This is a genomic window from Streptomyces sp. DG1A-41 (assembly GCF_037055355.1).
Lineage (GTDB): Bacteria > Actinomycetota > Actinomycetes > Streptomycetales > Streptomycetaceae > Streptomyces.
The window spans coordinates 3,580,052-3,596,233 of record NZ_CP146350.1 but is presented as its reverse complement, the minus strand read 5'-3'; the positions used below and the strand labels follow the sequence as shown (position 1 = coordinate 3,596,233).

Annotated in this window: 12 protein-coding genes; 3 read left to right on the top strand and 9 right to left on the bottom strand. The window is 70.6% G+C overall.

Annotated elements, in window-relative coordinates; genetic code table 11:
* Positions 1 to 92: 92 nt before the first annotated feature.
* The 5 genes from V8690_RS16525 to V8690_RS16505 form a co-directional block, all read right to left on the bottom strand.
* A complete protein-coding gene (locus V8690_RS16525; RefSeq protein WP_338779658.1) occupies positions 93 to 1,850 on the bottom strand; it encodes an LCP family protein in 1,758 nt (585 codons plus the stop codon).
* A 226-nt stretch (positions 1,851 to 2,076) separates the two neighbouring features.
* A complete protein-coding gene (locus V8690_RS16520) occupies positions 2,077 to 3,705 on the bottom strand; it encodes an LCP family protein (protein WP_338779656.1) in 1,629 nt (542 codons plus the stop codon).
* A 74-nt stretch (positions 3,706 to 3,779) separates the two neighbouring features.
* Entirely contained in the window at positions 3,780 to 5,519 is a 1,740-nt protein-coding gene (locus V8690_RS16515; RefSeq protein ID WP_338779654.1) for an LCP family protein, read from the bottom strand.
* Between the two features lie 240 nt (positions 5,520 to 5,759).
* Positions 5,760 to 6,980: an LCP family protein gene (locus V8690_RS16510; RefSeq protein WP_338779652.1), complete on the bottom strand. Its 1,221-nt coding sequence runs from the start codon at positions 6,978 to 6,980 to the stop codon at positions 5,760 to 5,762.
* Positions 6,981 to 7,253: 273 nt separating this feature from the next.
* Entirely contained in the window at positions 7,254 to 8,009 is a 756-nt protein-coding gene (locus tag V8690_RS16505) for a TIGR03089 family protein (protein ID WP_338779651.1), read from the bottom strand.
* A gap of 150 nt (positions 8,010 to 8,159) precedes the next feature.
* On the opposite strand from V8690_RS16505, the gene V8690_RS16500 reads away from it, so the two are divergent.
* Entirely contained in the window at positions 8,160 to 9,629 is a 1,470-nt protein-coding gene (locus tag V8690_RS16500; protein WP_338779649.1) for an N-acetylmuramoyl-L-alanine amidase, read from the top strand.
* A gap of 138 nt (positions 9,630 to 9,767) precedes the next feature.
* A complete protein-coding gene (locus tag V8690_RS16495; RefSeq protein WP_338779647.1) occupies positions 9,768 to 10,850 on the top strand; it encodes an NDP-sugar synthase in 1,083 nt (360 codons plus the stop codon).
* A 200-nt stretch (positions 10,851 to 11,050) separates the two neighbouring features.
* Here V8690_RS16495 and V8690_RS16490 read toward each other — a convergent pair whose 3' ends face one another.
* From V8690_RS16490 to V8690_RS16475, 4 genes are all read right to left on the bottom strand, one after another.
* Positions 11,051 to 12,052: a DNA-3-methyladenine glycosylase 2 family protein gene (locus V8690_RS16490; protein ID WP_338779645.1), complete on the bottom strand. Its 1,002-nt coding sequence runs from the start codon at positions 12,050 to 12,052 to the stop codon at positions 11,051 to 11,053.
* 76 nt (positions 12,053 to 12,128) lie between these two features.
* The gene (locus V8690_RS16485) at positions 12,129 to 13,457 is read right to left on the bottom strand and encodes a coenzyme F420-0:L-glutamate ligase (RefSeq protein ID WP_338779643.1); all 1,329 of its coding nucleotides are present in this window, start codon (positions 13,455 to 13,457) and stop codon (positions 12,129 to 12,131) included.
* The gene (gene cofD / locus V8690_RS16480; protein WP_338779641.1) at positions 13,454 to 14,413 is read right to left on the bottom strand and encodes a 2-phospho-L-lactate transferase; all 960 of its coding nucleotides are present in this window, start codon (positions 14,411 to 14,413) and stop codon (positions 13,454 to 13,456) included. Before cofD ends, V8690_RS16485 begins: the two co-directional genes overlap by 4 nt.
* Before the next feature lie 105 nt (positions 14,414 to 14,518).
* Entirely contained in the window at positions 14,519 to 15,052 is a 534-nt protein-coding gene (locus V8690_RS16475; protein ID WP_338779639.1) for a cysteine dioxygenase family protein, read from the bottom strand.
* Between the two features lie 726 nt (positions 15,053 to 15,778).
* Between V8690_RS16475 and V8690_RS16470 the strand changes: the two genes are divergently transcribed.
* Positions 15,779 to 16,042 carry a WhiB family transcriptional regulator gene (locus V8690_RS16470; protein ID WP_338779637.1) on the top strand — a complete coding sequence of 88 codons (264 nt, stop codon included), beginning with the start codon at positions 15,779 to 15,781 and terminating at the stop codon, positions 16,040 to 16,042.
* The last annotated feature ends 140 nt before the right edge of the window (positions 16,043 to 16,182 follow it).

Here is a 16,182-nt window from a genome sequence, read left to right as displayed (position 1 = left end):
ACTTCCTCGGTCCTTCCCGCCCCCGAGCATGCAACAGGCCCGTCCTGCCCCCTGTTAGACGCACGACGGGCCTGTCAGTTGCCCTCAGCGGGTCAACTCGCGCACTTCACCTTGTCGGCGGTGGACTTCTCCACGTCCGCCGCCTCGACCGGGGCGTTGAGCTTCACGCCGGCGCCTTTGAAGTCCTTGCCGAGGGTCAGGGTCATGGCGGGCAGGCCCTGGGAGTTGGTCACGCTCTCGCCGGGCTGCAGGGCCGACCCGGACAGCCCCATGATGTCGGCGAGGCGGCGGGCCTGGTCGGCCTGGTCGGGGGCGTACTCGAGCGTGGTCTTCGCCAGCTCGGCGGGCGCGTTCCCGCCGTTCTCGGACTTGGTCACGCCCTCCTCGACCTGGAGGTGCTGGAGGGTCTTCTGCGCGGCACCGGAGACGGCACTGCCGTTGAGGACCCGGACCCGGACCTCGGAGGCCGGTGCCTTGGTGCCCTTCAGCCGCGCGGCCTCGGCGTCCTTCTCCCTCTTCTTCTGCTGCTTGACCTCGGTGAACGAGACGTCGTTCTGGATCATGTCGAACACCTGGGGAGCCTGCGACTCGTCGAGGACGACCGTCGCCTTCACCGTCTCCGCCGGGTTGTCCTTCACCGGGACGGTCGTGAAGGCGATGTTCTTGGTCGGCACCTTCTTCAGCTCCAGGGCGATGTCCTTGAGCGTGCCGACGTTGCCGATGGCCTTGTCCACGGTGAGCGCCTTGGTGGCGGCCTCGGCCAGCTTCAGCAGCTTCGAGGGGCTGGTGAGGGTGTCACTGGAGGACATCTTGCGCATGAGCGAGCCCAGAAACTGCTGCTGTACCTTGATCCGGTCCAGGTCGCCGCTGTTGCCGAAGCTCTTGCGCGTACGGACGAACGCGAGAGCCTGCTCGCCCTCGACCTTCGACTCGCCCGCGGGCAGGACGAGTTTGGACTCCTTGTCGTTGACCGGCTTCTCCACACAGACGTCGACCCCGTCCACCGCCGTCGTCAGGGTCTTCACCGCGTTGAAGTCGGCCATCATGAAGTGGTCGACCTGGATGCCGGTGTTCTCCTTCACCGTGCGCATCGTGCAGCCCGGGTCCCGGCCGCTCTCCCCGAGGCTCCGGTTGAAGCGGACTCCCTGTTGGCCCGGGACGATCTTCTCCGAGCCGTCCTCCAGCTTCGTCGGGCAGTCGGGGATGTTCACGATCAGGTCCCGGGGGATGCTGAGCGCGGTCGCGTTGGAGCGGTCCTTGGCGACGTGCAGCAGGATCGTGGTGTCGGCGTGCCCGGAGCTGCCCTTGTCGCCGTAACCCTCGTTGCCCTCACCGGTGCGTTTGTCCGTGCCGATGATGAGGATGCTGAAGGCCTCGTCCTTGCTGAAGTTGCTGGCGCCCGCGCTGCCGACGTCGGTCGTCGCGACGTTGCCCTCCAGGTGCTGAAGGTAGAAGTCGCCGGCCGCGCCGACCCCGACCAGCACGAACGCCATCGTGCCGCCGGTCCACACGAGCGCCTTCTTCGCCTTCTTCGGCTTCCGCTGCACCGGCCGGCGCCCACCGCGCCTCCCCGGCGGCGGCTCCCCGGGCGCACCGCGCCGCCGGCGCTGGGGCGGAACATCGGTGCGGGTGGCGCCCTCACGGGAAGCCCCGTTCCGGGGAGCCGCCTTGCGCGGTCCCGCCGTACGGCCGCCCGCCCCCGTCGGGGGAGTGGAACCGCGTGCCCCGGGCACCGGCGACTGCGCTGCGGATGGAGTCAGTCGCAGTTCGTATTCGCCGGTGTTCGGATTGAGTACCCACTGGTCTGCGGGATCGATCTGGTCCCCCCGCCCACGGCGTTGCGCGTCCACGGTTGTCTGTTTCCTCCGTCGGGGCACGCGGCGCCTTCTCCCCCGGAAGGCGCACGGGTACTTGTCATCACAGAAGCACTGGATCGCTCACACTATCCGCCCAGTTGAACGTCGGTGTGCGCTGAATGACAAATTCGGCGTCCCTACATTTGGGCAATCCAGCCCAATTCCATGTGAGGAAGCGGAAGGAAGTCGTCGACCGGTGTGCGGGTTGTTCCCCCGGTCGCTACCAGCGGTAGGGCGCGTACACGTCCATGCACTGCCCGGCGTCCGAGCCGTTGAGGGCGTCCGCGTCGCCGGGCAACTTCCCGGTTTTCGGAGCCGGCTGCTTCGGATAGGCCGTGCCCGTACGCCAGTCGGCGCCCACGACGACCGTGACGCCGGAGACATCGGTCGACCGCCGCACCGAACTCGCCGGAATCCCCAGCGACTTGGCGACACGCTGCGCGTCGCCCGCCAGGTCGGCGCTCGGGTAGCGCACCACGGTCCGCTCCTCGGACAGCGCGCCCGTGGTGTCGGCGGCGGCCTGGGTGAAGCCCTTCCCCGTGAGCAGCCGCGCGATGGCGCCCGCGCGCCCGCTCACCGGACCGAGGGTGCTGGAGCGCGTGGCGTTCTGCACCAGGACGCCGATCGCGTCGTCCGCCGCGGCGGGATCCTTGGACGTCTCGGGCGTCTTGGATGCCTTGGGGGCCTTGGAGGTTCTCTTCGCGCCCTTGCCGTCGAAGGGTACGTCGTCGCGGATCATGGCCCACATCCGGTCGGCGTCGGCGCCGGCCGGGACCAGGTGGTTGCGGTCCTGCGGATCCTCGGCCGTGGGCAGCGTCGTCATGGTGATGCGGTCCGTCGGCACCGTCTTCAACTGCATGCCCAGGTCGTACAGCTTCTTCACCGTGCCGAGCTCCTCGGACACGTGCAGCGACCTGGTGGCCGCCTCGGCCAGATCCGTCAGCCGGCCGGTGTCGGTGAAGACGTTCTGCGCCTTGAGCGTGCGGATCATCGAGTTCATGTACATGTGCTGGGCCCTGGCCCGCAGCGGGTCGCTGCCCCACGCGTGCCGAGTGCGCAGCCACTGGAGCGCCTGCTCGCCCTGGACCTTCTTCCGGCCGGCGGCCAGCTTCAGACCCGAGCCGCCGGGTACGCCGGGCAGCGGGCGGTCCCACACGTTCTGCCGCACGCACACCTCGACCCCGCCGATGGCGTCCGCCATCTTCACCACGCCCGCGAAGTCGATCGTCATCCAGTGGTCGATGTAGACGCCGGTGAGGTTCTCCCAGGTCGCGAGCGTGCAGCCTGCTCCGCCACGGGCCAGCGAGGCGTTGATGATCGTGTTGGCCGGCGGGAACGTCCGCCCGGTCTTCGGGTCGGTGCACTCGGGTATGTCGACCCGGGTGTCGCGCGGAATGCTCACCACGGAGGCGCTCCTGCGGTCCGCGGCCAGGTGGATGAGCATCTGCACGTCGCCCAGCGGCGGATTCCCGCGGTCCTTCCGGGCGCCGCCCAGCTTCACGTTCTCGTCGGAGTTCCGGCTGTCGGAGCCGACCAGCAGGATGTTCAGGGGCGTCTGCCCGGCCGCGTTCGGGGCGGACTTGCGCGCCTTGGAGTCGCCGCTGCTTCGCCGGCCCTTCTCGATGTTGCCGTTCAGGTGCTCGTAGTAGAGGTAGCCGGCGCCGGCGGTCGCGAGGATCACCACGGAAAGGGAGGTCGCCGACCAGCGCAGGAAGCGGCGGCCCCGGCCGGGCCGGCGGCCTCCCCGGCCGTCCCCGTCGCCCGGCCCGGTGGATCTGCCCGGGCCCGGCTCGCTCGGGACGGCACCCGGCCTGGTCCCCTCCCCGTACACACTGCTGCTCTGTGCCATCTGCTCTTCTCCACCCCCGCGTCACCGGACAGGCCTGTCGTACGCCCTGTGAGACGTACGGCAGGCCCGTCAGGTCATTCGGCGCACTCGACCTTGTCCGCCGTGGACTTCTGGACACCCTCCGGCGCCTTCGACGGAGCGGTGAGGGAGGTGCCCGCACCCTTGAAGTCCTTGCCGAGGGTCAGCGTCATCGCGGGCAGCCCCTGGGCGTTCTCCACGCTCTCGCCCGGCTTCATCGCCGACCCGGGCAGGCCCATGATGTCGGCGAGGCGGCGGGCCTGGTCGGCCTGGTCGGGGGCGTACTCGAGCGTGGTCTTCGCCAGCTCGGCGGGCGCGTTGCCGGCGTTCTCCGACTTGGTCACGCCCTCCTCGACCTGGAGCCAGCTGAGCGTCTCCTGGGCGCTGCCGGGGTCGGCACCGCCGTTGAGGATCCGCACCCGGACCTCGGAGGCCGGGGCCTTGCTGCCCTTCAACCGGGCGGCCACGGCGGCCGCCTCCTTCTTCTTCTGTTGCTTGACCGCGGTGAAGGAGACATCGTTCTTGATCATGTCGAAGACCTGCGGGGCCGTCGACTCGTTCAGTACGACCGTGGTCTTGACCTTCTCCGCCGGGTTGTCTATCACCGGGGTCGTGGTGAACGTCAGGTTCTTGGTGTCGAGCTTGCCCAGCTCCAGACCGAGGTCCTTGAGCTTGCCAATGCTGTCCAGCTGCGAGTCGACGGTCAGGGCCTTGGTGCCCGCCTCGGCCAGATCGAGCATCTTCGAGGGGCTGGTGAGCGTGTCGTTGGACTTCAGCTTGCGCATCAGCGCGCTCAGGAACTGCTGCTGGAGCCCGATCCGGCTCAGGTCGCCGCCGAAGCCGACGGAGTGCCGGGTGCGTACGAAGGCCAGCGCCTGCTCGCCCTCGATCGTGTGCGTGCCCTTCGACAGCTTCAGCTTGGAATCCGGGTCGTCGATGTCCTTGCCCAGGCAGACCTCGACCCCGCCGACCGCGGTGGTCAGCGTCTTGACGGCGTTGAAGTCGGCGACCATGAAGTTGTCCGGCTTGACTCCGGTCAGCTCGGTCACGGTCCGCATGGTGCAACTGGGGGTACGGCCGTCCTGGCCGAGGCTGGTGTTGAAACGGACCTGCCGCGTGCCCGGGATGATCTTCTGGGTGCCGTCCTCCTGCGTCGTCGGGCAGTCCGGCACGTCGACGATCAGGTCACGGGGGATGCTCAGCGCGGTCGCGTTCGAACGGTCCTTGGAGACGTGCAGCAGGATCGTGGTGTCGGCGTGGCCGACGCTGCCCGCGTCGCCGTACTTGTCGTTGCCCGCGCCGGTGCGCTTGTCGGTGCCGATCAGCAAAATGTTGATCGCCTTGTCCTTCTGGAAGCCACCGGTGCTCGCGCCGTCGTCGGAGACGGACGCGATGTTGTCGTTCAGGTGCTCGATGTAGAAGTAGGCGGCGCCCGCCCCGGCGACCAGCACGAACGCCATCGTGCCGCCGGTCCACAGCAGGACCTTCTTCCCCTTCGCGGCCTTCTTGGCCGGCCGCCGCCCGCGCCGCCCGGGCAGCGGTTCCTCCGGCGCCCCGCGGCGCCTGCGCGGCGGCACCGCACGGCCGGGCGTCCCGGGCCGCGGCCGGCCGTGCGCCTCCGTACGGCCGCGCGCCGACGCGGCCGCGTCGGAGGCCGGTGGCCTGCGGGGAGCGGGGACGCCCGACTGCGGTGGGGAAGGGGGCAGTCGCAGTTCGTATTCGCCGGTGTTCGGATTGAGCACCCACTGGTCAGCGGGATCGATATCGTCCGCCCGCCCACGGCCTTGCGCGTCCACGGTTGTCTGTTTCCTCCGTCGGGGCACGCGGCGCCTCCCCCTCCAAGGCGCCCGGGTCTCGGTCACACAGTGCGCGACCTCAGGACCGTCCTCGGGGCCGGTCGCACCGGATCGCTCACACTAACCGCCCAGTTCAGTGCCGAACGACGACGGTGACAAATTCCACGTCCCTACACCTGGGCAATTCGCCCATTTCCCGGGTGAAGAGTTCATTGCCTTGGAGTTACATTGGTGCCCGCTTTACTCGCAGGTGTCCTCGGCTGCCGTGTTCCCCCGGAACGTCGGTGGAGGAGAAACGGTGACGGCGGGCTTCCCGAACGGCCCCGGATGCGGATCCCCGTACGACCCGTTATGCGAATCGGTGGGCCGCAGCGGGGCGGAACCGTGCGGAACGTCCCGGGCCACCGCCACGGGTGTGTCCGTACGCAGCCGCTCGAACAGCCTCTCCGCCTCGGGCTCCACGAGTTGGTCGCGATTGGCGTCGTACGCGTACGACTCCCGTGGAACGGTCAGGAATTGCACGCGTTCCATGGGGATGTCGCGCAGTCCGCGCACGAGTTCGTACAAACCGCGAAGGCTGGCCAGATCCGGGTCGGTTGTGAGAGATGACGTGGCGGCGTCCAGCACGGGATACAGCTTCGCCGGATTCAGCAGGACGTCATTGCTGCGCACCTTGTTGACGAGTGCCCCGAGGAACCGTTGCTGCCGCTCCATGCGCTCCGTGTCACTGCCGTCGCCGAGCGTCTTGCGGGCGCGGACATAGCCGAGTGCCTGCTCGCCCTCGAGGGTCACCCGCCCGGCGGGGAGTCGCAGCTTGGCGGCCCGGTCGTCGATCGGCTCCCGCAGGCACACCTCCACGCCGTCGACCGCGTCGACCATCTCCTTGAAGCCGTGGAAGTCGACGACGACGTGATGATCGACGCGGATGTCGGTGAGCTTCTCGACGGTCCGGATGGTGCAGGCCGAACCGCCCAGCTCGAAGGCCCGGTTGAACGCGGCGAACCGCGGCGCGCTGCGCGACCCGTCCGGGCGCCGGCAACTCGGCAGGTCCACCATCAGGTCCCGGGGCAGGGAGACGGCGGTGGCGCTGCTCCGGCCCGCGGACAGGTGCAGCAGGATCGTGGTGTCCGACCGCTCGGTCCCGGAGTCACGCCCGTAGCGCGCGTTGTCGTCCCCCTCGCGCGAGTCCGAACCGATCAGCAGGATGTTCCGCGCGTCCTTGACCAGCGCGGTGGGCCGTTCCTTCTCGTACCGCGCGAGCTCGGCGGCGGCGGCCTCGTCGGGCGTGATGTTCCCGCTGAGCTTCGCGTACACGGCCCATCCGGCCCCGCCGGCCGCGACGACGACACCGGCGACCCCGAACGCCCCGATCCGCACCCACCGCCGCCGACGCCGCCGCACCAGCCCCGGCCCACTGGCCGAGGCCCCCGCCCCCGGCCCAAGCCTCCCGGTGTCGCCCACGACAGAGACCACCCCTCACGACGTACGAACGTGCGCGCGCACTGCTCCTACGACTGTGGCGTGGATGGGGTGCAGGGGTGGGGTGGGAATGGGCTGAACGGAGGATGCACAGCTGGGTGCGGTCCCGCTCAGTTGCGGGCGCCGGCCCCGCTCGGCTGCGGGCAGTCGTGCCGCCAGGGGCGGCGCACGTCTCGAAATCGCGGCACCCCGCCGCGCCGGGCTGCGCACCCATCCGCCCCCAGCACCCCACGCCGAGCACCCGGCAAACAGGCCCTACCGGGCAATAGCCGTAACCCGCTCACTCTCGACCCGCTTGTCCAGCACCCCGTCCCCCACCTGCTCCAGATGCCGGCACAGCACCACAGACCCCCCCGTGGCCAACGGCCCGTACAACCCCGCGTTCAACCCCTCCCACGTGTCATACGGCAACCCCGACAAGATCCGCGAGCCCGGACCGGTCAACCCCAGCTCCGTCGCCTCCGCCCGAGCCCGCTCGACGACCTCGGCCCCGCTGAACTCCCGCCCCGCCACGATCAGCGCAGGCCCCTCCGGATCCACCGGCGCATACGGCGCGAACCGGTCCCCCTGTCCCGGCACCTCCACCGCGTAGTCGACGAACCCCTCGGGCACCTGCGGAAACCGCCCTCCGAGCGGCCGCAGCGCCATCGCGACCCGCGCCCCGGAACACGCCCGCGCCGCCTCCAGCTCGTCCGGCCCGCTCACCACGACATCAGCAGCCCGCGCGTCCCCCGCCACGTCCGCGACGACACCCACCGACGAACACGCCAGCAGCCACACCGCCGTCTGCCAGTGCGCGGGCAGCAACAGCGCCACCCGGTCCCCGGGCTCGACGGACAGCTCGTCCTGGAGGAGGTTGGCGGTCTTGGCCACCCAATTGGCGAAGGTGGCCACGGACAGTTCGACACGTTCGCCCGTGGCGTCGTCGTAGAAGGTCACCAGGGGACGTCCCGGATCCGCGGTGAGCGCGGAATTCAGCAGGTCGGCAGGGGTGCGATCGGTGGCGTTCACCCGCGCAAGCGTACGCGGCACCCATGCCCCCGCCCAACGGCCCGGCCACCGCCCCGCCGTGAATCCGCCACCGGTTCGGCCGAACCCCGGCCGATGGTCCGTCAACTCCCAAATGGACAGACTTATACGACTATGTCCAAGATCAGGAGCATGCGTGGATTTCTTGCTTCTTCGATCGGTGTCACCTGTGCGGCCGCTCTGGCTCTCCCCCTCACTCCGCCCGCCCTCGCGGCGAAGGCGAGACCGGTACCGACCACGGAAGCGGCCACGACCGCGAGACCCGCGCCCCACGCGGGGACACCGGACACGGCCATGGCCGACCGGCGCGCGGCCGAACCGTACGCCCCCGGCAGCACCCAGTCCCTCCCCCTGGAACCCCTCACCCGCAACCGCGCCACCCCCACCGGCCCCGGCGCCCCGGAACAGGGCCTGCCCCGACGTGCCGTACGCCATTTCTCCCTCGTCGGGGTCGTCTGGGACGACCCCGAAGCCGAACTGCACGGCCGCGTCCAGGTCCGCACCCGAGCCGCCGGCACCGGTGCATGGTCGGGCTGGCAGGACGTCGAGACGCACAACGCCGATCACGCGGCCGACCGGGGCACCCCCGAGAGCACGTCGGGCCGCGTCCGCGGCGCCACGGCCCCGCTGTGGGTGGGGGACTCCGACGGTGTGGAACTCCGCGTCCGTTCCGAACCCGAGAGTGCGGAAGCCGACTCCGCGCGCCACGGCACGGCCGCCCGCAACCTGCCCGCCGCGCCCCCGCTGCCCGCCGGCCTCCGCCTCGAACTCGTCGACCCGGGCGATGAGGCCCAGCCGCCCGGCGCCTCCGTGGACGGTTCCCGCACCGCCGGCCTTGCCGGCGAGACCTCCGCCGCCACCAAGGCCTCCGCCGTCACCGCCGACCTGGCCCTTCTCGGCGCCACCGAGAACCCGGCACTGAACCGCGCGAAGACCGAGCAGGAGTCCTTCGCCCGCAGCGCCGGCGAGCTGACGGAGCGGCAGCAGGCGAGGCCCTACGTCGGCCCGCGCCCGCGCATCGTCACGCGGCGCGGCTGGGGGGCGAACGAGGGGCTGCGGGAGCGGGGCTTCCGGTACACGAAGAAGGTCAAGGCGGCCTTCGTGCACCACACGGCCTCCGGCAACAACTACCGCTGCTCGCAGGTCCCGTCACTCATCCGCAGTATCTACCGCTACCACGTCAGGAGCATGGGCTGGCGGGACATCGGCTACAACTTCGTCATCGACAAGTGCGGAAAGATCTACGAGGGCCGCGCCGGGGGCGTGGCCAGGCCGGTCCTCGGCGCGCACACCCTTGGTTTCAACAGCAACAGCATGGGGATCGCCGTCCTCGGGTCGTACGACGTCAAGAAGCCGTCGTCCGCCGCCGTCAGGGCCATCGCCCGGCTCACCGCCTGGAAGCTGGGCCTGTACGGGGTGAATCCGCGGGGTAAGACATACCTGAAGTCGGGGGGTAGCAATCTCCACAGAAAAGGTAAGAACGTACGACTGAACGTGATCTCCGGTCACCGGGACGGCTTCAAGACGGAGTGCCCGGGGAGGAAGCTCTACAGCAAGCTCGGCTCGGCCCGCTCCAAGGCGGCCCGGTACCAGGGCCGCTGAGACAGAACACGTTCACCGCCGTCGGGGGGCAGCGGGGCGGAATGCCGCACGGCCAGCGAAGGCGCCACGGAACGGTCTGCATACACTGACCGGCCGAAAGACAGTTCGGCCGGTCCCGGCAGGAAGCAGAGACGACACGTGACAGAAGCGATCCTCCTGGTCGGCGGCAAGGGCACCCGGCTGCGCCCGCTCACGGTGCACACGCCCAAGCCCATGGTGCCGGCGGCCGGGGTGCCCTTCCTCACGCACCAACTGGCGAGAGCGAGAGCGGCGGGTGTCGAACACATCGTCCTGGCCACGTCCTATCTGGCCGAGGTCTTCGAGCCGTACTTCGGTGACGGTGCCGCGCTGGGGCTGCACCTGGAGTACGTGACGGAGGAGGTGCCCCTGGGCACGGGCGGTGCCATCCGCAATGTGGCCTCCCGGTTGCACTCGGGCCCCGACGACCCGGTCCTCATCTTCAACGGCGACATCCTGACGGGCCTCGACATCCGGGCCTTGGTCGACACCCACCAGACGACGGGGGCGGACGTCTCCCTGCACCTCACCAAGGTCACGGACCCGCGCGCCTACGGCCTCGTCCCCACGGACGACACGGGCAGGGTCCTGGCGTTCCTGGAGAAGCCGCAGACGCCCGAGGAGATCGTCACCGACCAGATCAACGCGGGGGCGTACGTCTTCCGCCGCTCGGTCATCGACACGATCCCGCTGGGCCGGCCGGTGTCGGTGGAGCGCGAGACGTTTCCGGACCTGTTGTCCGCCGGGGCGCACCTCCAGGGCATGGTGGACTCGACGTACTGGCTGGACCTGGGCACACCGGCGGCGTTCGTCCGGGGTTCGGCTGACCTGGTCCTGGGCCGGGCCCCGTCCCCTGCGGTCCCCGGCCGCTGCGGCGACCGCCTGGTCCTGCCGACGGCGACGGTCGCGGCCGACGCGAAGCTGTCCGGCGGCACGGTGGTCGGCGAGGGCGCCTTCGTCGCGGAGGGCGCCCGCGTCTTCGGCAGCACGATCCTCCCGGGCGCCGTGATCGAACCCGGCGCGGTCATCACCGACTCCCTCATAGGCACCCGGGCCCGCGTCGGCGAACGCTCCGTCCTCACCGGCACGGTCATAGGCGACGGCGCGATCATCGGCCCCGACAACGAACTCCGCGACGGCGCCCGCATCTGGTGCGACGCCCAGATCCCAGCAGGAGCGGTCCGCTTCTCTTCGGACCAGTAGCGCCTAGGCGCGGCTGCCGCCGGCCGCCCGCCGGCGGCAGCCGCGGGCAGTCGTAGCCGTCCTGGCTGCGGGCAGTCGCGCCGCTAGGGGCGGCGCCCGTTCCAAAGAAGCGGCACCCCGCTACGCCGGGTTGCGGACCCACCCGGCCCCAGCACCAACGCCGCAGCACCGAAACCGGGGCCGGCTGATACCTGGGCAGCTCACAACCCCCCGATATCCCACCGCGGCATCTTCGGCGCCCTCCGCCCCGGCGCCCTCCCACTCAGCAAAATCAACCGAGCCGCCCGATGCCGCTGCCCCGCATACGGCTCCAACAACTCCAGCATCACGGAGTCATCGGCATCCCGGTCCCCGGCCAACGCCCACCCCACGATCCCGGGCAGATGCAGATCCCCCACGGTCACCTCATCCGGCGCCCCATGACTCCGCTGCACCGTCTCCGCCGACGTCCACGGTCCGACCCCCGGTACCAACTCCAACCGCGCCCGAGCCGCCCCCGGTTCCATCCCGGCCGCCTCCTCCAACCGCCCGGCCACCCGAACCGCACGCAGGATCGTCGACGCCCGCTTGTTGTCGACCCCGGCCCGGTGCCACTCCCACGACGGGATCAACGCCCACGCCCGAGGCTCCGGCATCACGCACATCCGCCCGGGCGCGGGCCCCGGCGCCGGCTCCCCGAACTTCCGCACCAGCAGCCGCCACGCCCGATACGCCTCATCGGTCGTGACCTTCTGCTCCAGAATCGACGGAATCAGCGACTCCAGCACCAGCCCGCTCCGCGTCAGCCTGAGCCCCGGCCGCCGATGCCGGGCCAGCGCCACCAGCCGGTGCCGGGGCACGAACACGGACGGATCATCGGCGGCCCCGAGCAGCTCCGGCAACCGGTCCAGCAGCCACTCCGCCCCGGGCCCCCAGGCCTGGCCCCGCACCCCACCGCCGTACGCGCAGACCCGTAGCGTCCCGGGCCCGGCGGGCGTACGACAGGCCCGCCACACGGACCCGTCCGGCATCTCCCGGAACGTCGGATCACCCGGCCCGCGCCGCAGCGGCCCGAGCACCAGACCGAGATCCAGCGGCCCGTCCGGCACCCAGTCGCGCACCCGCCCCGGCCCCGCCGCCTGCTGCGGCACGCCCCCGGCGACGCCGACCTGCCCACCGCGCACAGCCGTGCGCGTGGGCCGAGGAGCGAACCGTCCTGCCATGAGTCAAGTCCCTGGGATACGAGAGGGGGCTACGAGAGGAGCAGCCCCAAAAGCGTAGGCGCCGCCCCGGCGCCGGTCACCGCACCTCGATGAAGGCCCCCGCGTCCCGCTCCGGCCGGGGCCGCGGTTCCTCCGCCGGATGCCCGACCGCCACCGCGCCCATCGGATCCCAGGCCGCCGGCAGCGCCAGCACATCGCGCACCACGTCCCGGCAGAACATCGTCGAGGACACCCACGCCGACCCCAGCCGCTCCCCGGCCAGTGCGACCAGGAAGTTCTGCACGCCGGCGCCCGCGGCGACCACGAACATCTCCCGCTCGGCCCCGTCGCGCCGCGCGTCGCCGTAGGTGTGCGAACCGTCCATGACCAGACAGGGGACGACGAGGTACGGCGCGTTCCGCAGGACGTCCCCTCGCCGTATCCGCCGGGCGATGGACTCCTCCGTCTTTCCGTCCCGCCGCAGATCGGCGATCCAGGCGTCCCGCATGGCGTCGAGCAGCCGCGTCCGCGACTCCCCGGACTCCAGCAGCACGAATCGCCAGGGGGTGGTGTGGTGCGGCGCCGGCGCCGTCACCGCCGCGGCCACCGCACGCCGTACCGCTCCGGGGTCGACGGGCTCGTCCGTGAAGGCCCGGACCGTACGCCGCTGGGTCACCGCCAGCCGTACCGCCTCCGACGTCCCGAGCCGGAACATGTCGTCGCGCGCGCCGCGCACCATGGCCCGCGCTCCCTCTCCGTCATCCGGCACCAGCACGTGCGGCAGGCCGCGCACCACGGCGACGGGGAGTCCGGCCGCCTTGCCCTTGACGAGGTCGCCGGCCGCGGCGAGTTCGTCGGCCGTGGCGACGACGGTGGCGCTGAGCGGGTTGCCGTACGCGTCCGTGCCGCCGCGCAGATCGTCCAGTACGCGTACTCCGGCGGCGCCGATCGCGACGTCCGTGAGCCCCGCGCGCCAGGGTCGCCCGAACGTGTCGGTGATGACGACACCGACGTCGACGCCGAGGATGTCCCGCAGTCCGTCGCGGATCACGCGGGCGGAGGCGTCCGGGTCCTCGGGCAGCAACAGCACCGTCCCGGCCGGGGTGTTGGACGCGTCCACCCCGGCCGCGGCCATGACGAGGCCCTGCCGGTTCTCGACGATCCGGAGACTGCCGCGCCGGGCGACGACCCGTACCGTCTCGGCGTCGATGGCCGCCTCCCGGTCGGCCGCCTGGACTGCCCGGCCCTCCGCCTTGGACACGATCTTCGACGTGACGAGCAGCACGTCCCCGTCGGACAGACCGGGCTCGGCGGCCGCGATCAGCTTGGCCAGATCGTCCCCGGCCGTGACCTCGGGTATCCCGTCCACGGCCCACACCCGGTACTCGTCGGCATTCCGCCGGTTCTCCGGGATCTCGCCGCTCAAGCTCCCCGCACCTCCTCCGCCAGTGCCAGGGCCTCCCGCGCCATCTGCGCGGTCGCGTCGTCATCGGTCATCATCAGCGGCACGGCCCGGCAGCGGATCCCGGCCGCCTCGACCCGCCCCACCACGCCGGCGTCCACCGTGTCGACGAGCCAGCCGTCCAGCAGGCCCGAGCCGTAGTGCTCGGCCACCGCCGGCGCGGTCGACTCGACGCCCACGGCGGCGAGCACCTTGTCGGCCATGCCCCGCACGGGCGCGTCACCGACGATGGGGGACAGGCCGACCACCGGCACTCCGGCGTCGGCGATGGCCTCCCGGATGCCGGGCACGGCGAGGATCGTGCCGATCGACACGACCGGGTTGGACGGCGGGAAGAGGATCACGTCCGCCCCGGCGATCGCCTCCAGCACACCCGGCGCGGGCTTCGCCTGGTCGGCACCCACCGGCACGATCGCCTCCGCGGGCACCGAGGCGCGCAGCCGCACCCAGTACTCCTGGAAGTGGATCGCCTTGCGCTCGCCGTCGATCTCGACGGCCACGTGGGTCTCGACACGGTCGTCGGACATCGGGATCAGCCGCACGCCCGGCTGCCACCGGTCGCACAGCGCCTGGGTCACCGCGCTCAGCGGGTACCCGGCGCCGATCATCTGCGTCCGCACGATGTGCGTGGCGAAGTCACGGTCGCCGAGGCCGAACCACTCGGGCCCGACGCCGTACGCCGCGAGCTCCTCCTTGAGGTGGAAGGTCTCGTCGGCGCGCCCCCAGCCCTGCTCCTCGTTGATGCCGCCGCCGAGCGTGTACATCACCGTGTCGAGGTCCGGGCAGACCTTCAGCCCGAAGAGGTGGATGTCGTCCCCGGTGTTGCCGATGACCGTGATGTCCGCGTCCGGCACGGCCCGCTTCAGACCACGCAGGAACCGGGCACCACCGATGCCGCCTGCCAGAACCACAATGCGCATGGAAGCCAGTCTTGCAGGCGCCTACGACAACCGGTCAGCGGCTACGGCAACCGGTCAGGCAGCCACGCCGACCGGTCGGAAACGTCACGCCGACCGGTCAGGCAATCACGGCACCCGGTACGCCCGGGCCTCGCAGTGCTGGGCCATGGGGGTCCCCCCGGTCGAACGAAGTTGAGACTGGGGGAGCATCGGCATCTCCGTCAGGCCCGGGTAGTAGACGTGCAGGCTGACCGCCGGCTCCAGTGCGTCGTTGACGACTTCGTGCACGTACCCCGGCGCGAAAACGCGCTGCGCGCCTGCCCGCAACGCGCGCGTGCCCCGCTCCGTGCGCTCGGTCAGCGTGCCGTCCAGCACGGTCAGCACACCGGAGGAGCGGCCGTGGTCGTGCAGCCCGCTGCCCTGCCCGGGCACCCAGGACAGCAGCCACACCTCGTAGCCCGGGCCGGTGCGCAGCCGGTGGTACCAGCGGCTGGTCGCGTCGTACCGGACGAGGTGCTCCCACTGGGAGCGGTCTGCGGCGATGGAGCGGGCGAGTCCGACGAACTCGGCGACGGTGGCCGGGTGCTCGCGCGGGGTCTGGAGCAGATGCGGGACTTCGAGGATGTCGCCGGCGATCTGGAGGTCGCTGTCGCTGTTCATGGGGTGCGGTGGTTCCTCGGCAAGGAGTGGAAAGTCGGTGGGGGTGTCGCGTCGTGTGTGCCCGGGTCCGCGGGCGGCGACGAGGAGTGCCCTGGTGGAGGGGGACAACAGCGGCCGAGTCGTGGGTGACTCAGCGGCGGCCGGAGCGCGTCGGGCTCAACAGCTGGAACAGCAACAGCTACAGCGAGCGCGGGCAGCACCGAGGGACCCGGCGGTGCGGGTCGAGGTGAGTGCCAAGTTCGCGAGCATGCCCACTAGGACACCGGTTCACACCCTCACTGTCAACTCGGCACCCGGTATGTGGGATGTGGTTCACCTCATCCGGTCGTTCACTCAGATGAAAGGTTTGTTCAGGGCCCGCCCGGGACACATGGCGTCCAACCGGGCGCACGAACCCCGTTGCGTACTCGTGATCCGAATGTGATCCGTTTCGCTTCGAGGTGCGTGTCGGAACGAGACCGAACCCCTGGGCGTCCTTCCCTGTACAGGGCTGCATGGGGTCAGGCGGACGGCGTGAACCCGTGCGGGCTCCGTCGGTGTGTCAGGTTTTATGGTGATTTGAACACTTTCCGCTTGGGCTTGGTTCCGCAGAGTGAATAAGGGGCTCAATAGCAGATCTCGGCTTGACTCGCCCGGAGCAGCACACTTGTAATTTCACTCGTGTCGTTCAGCCGGAATCGGTAACGGCTAGATCACGGGGACGCGAAAGACAGACGAGGGGCGCACATGACCGAGACGGTGCAGCAACTGCTGGTCGACGACGTGGATGAGGAACTCGGCTGGCAGGAGCGTGCACTGTGCGCCCAGACCGACCCCGAGTCCTTCTTCCCCGAGAAGGGCGGCTCGACCCGGGAGGCCAAGAAGGTCTGCCTCGCCTGTGAGGTCCGCTCCGAGTGCCTCGAGTACGCCCTCGCCAACGACGAGCGATTCGGCATCTGGGGCGGCCTGTCCGAGCGGGAGCGCCGCCGGCTGAAGAAGGCCGCGGTCTGATCCCGGACGGCGCGATACCCGGACAGCGCGCATACGACGGATGGACAGCGCACATACGTACGTACGCACGGTTCGAACGGGCCCGTCGCAGGTGGGTTATCCACAGGCGGCGGGCCCCCTTGTTGCGCAGCCGATAGTGT

Excerpts from the sequence above, each read along its gene's own strand:
- V8690_RS16520 (WP_338779656.1), bottom strand. The coding sequence starts at position 3,705 with ATGGCACAGAGCAGCAGTGTGTACGGGGAGGGGACCAGGCCGGGTGCC.
- V8690_RS16500 (WP_338779649.1), top strand. The coding sequence starts at position 8,160 with ATGCGTGGATTTCTTGCTTCTTCGATCGGTGTCACCTGTGCGGCCGCT.
- V8690_RS16490 (WP_338779645.1), bottom strand. The coding sequence starts at position 12,052 with ATGGCAGGACGGTTCGCTCCTCGGCCCACGCGCACGGCTGTGCGCGGT.
- cofD (WP_338779641.1), bottom strand. The coding sequence starts at position 14,413 with ATGCGCATTGTGGTTCTGGCAGGCGGCATCGGTGGTGCCCGGTTCCTG.
- V8690_RS16475 (WP_338779639.1), bottom strand. The coding sequence starts at position 15,052 with ATGAACAGCGACAGCGACCTCCAGATCGCCGGCGACATCCTCGAAGTC.
- V8690_RS16470 (WP_338779637.1), top strand. The coding sequence starts at position 15,779 with ATGACCGAGACGGTGCAGCAACTGCTGGTCGACGACGTGGATGAGGAA.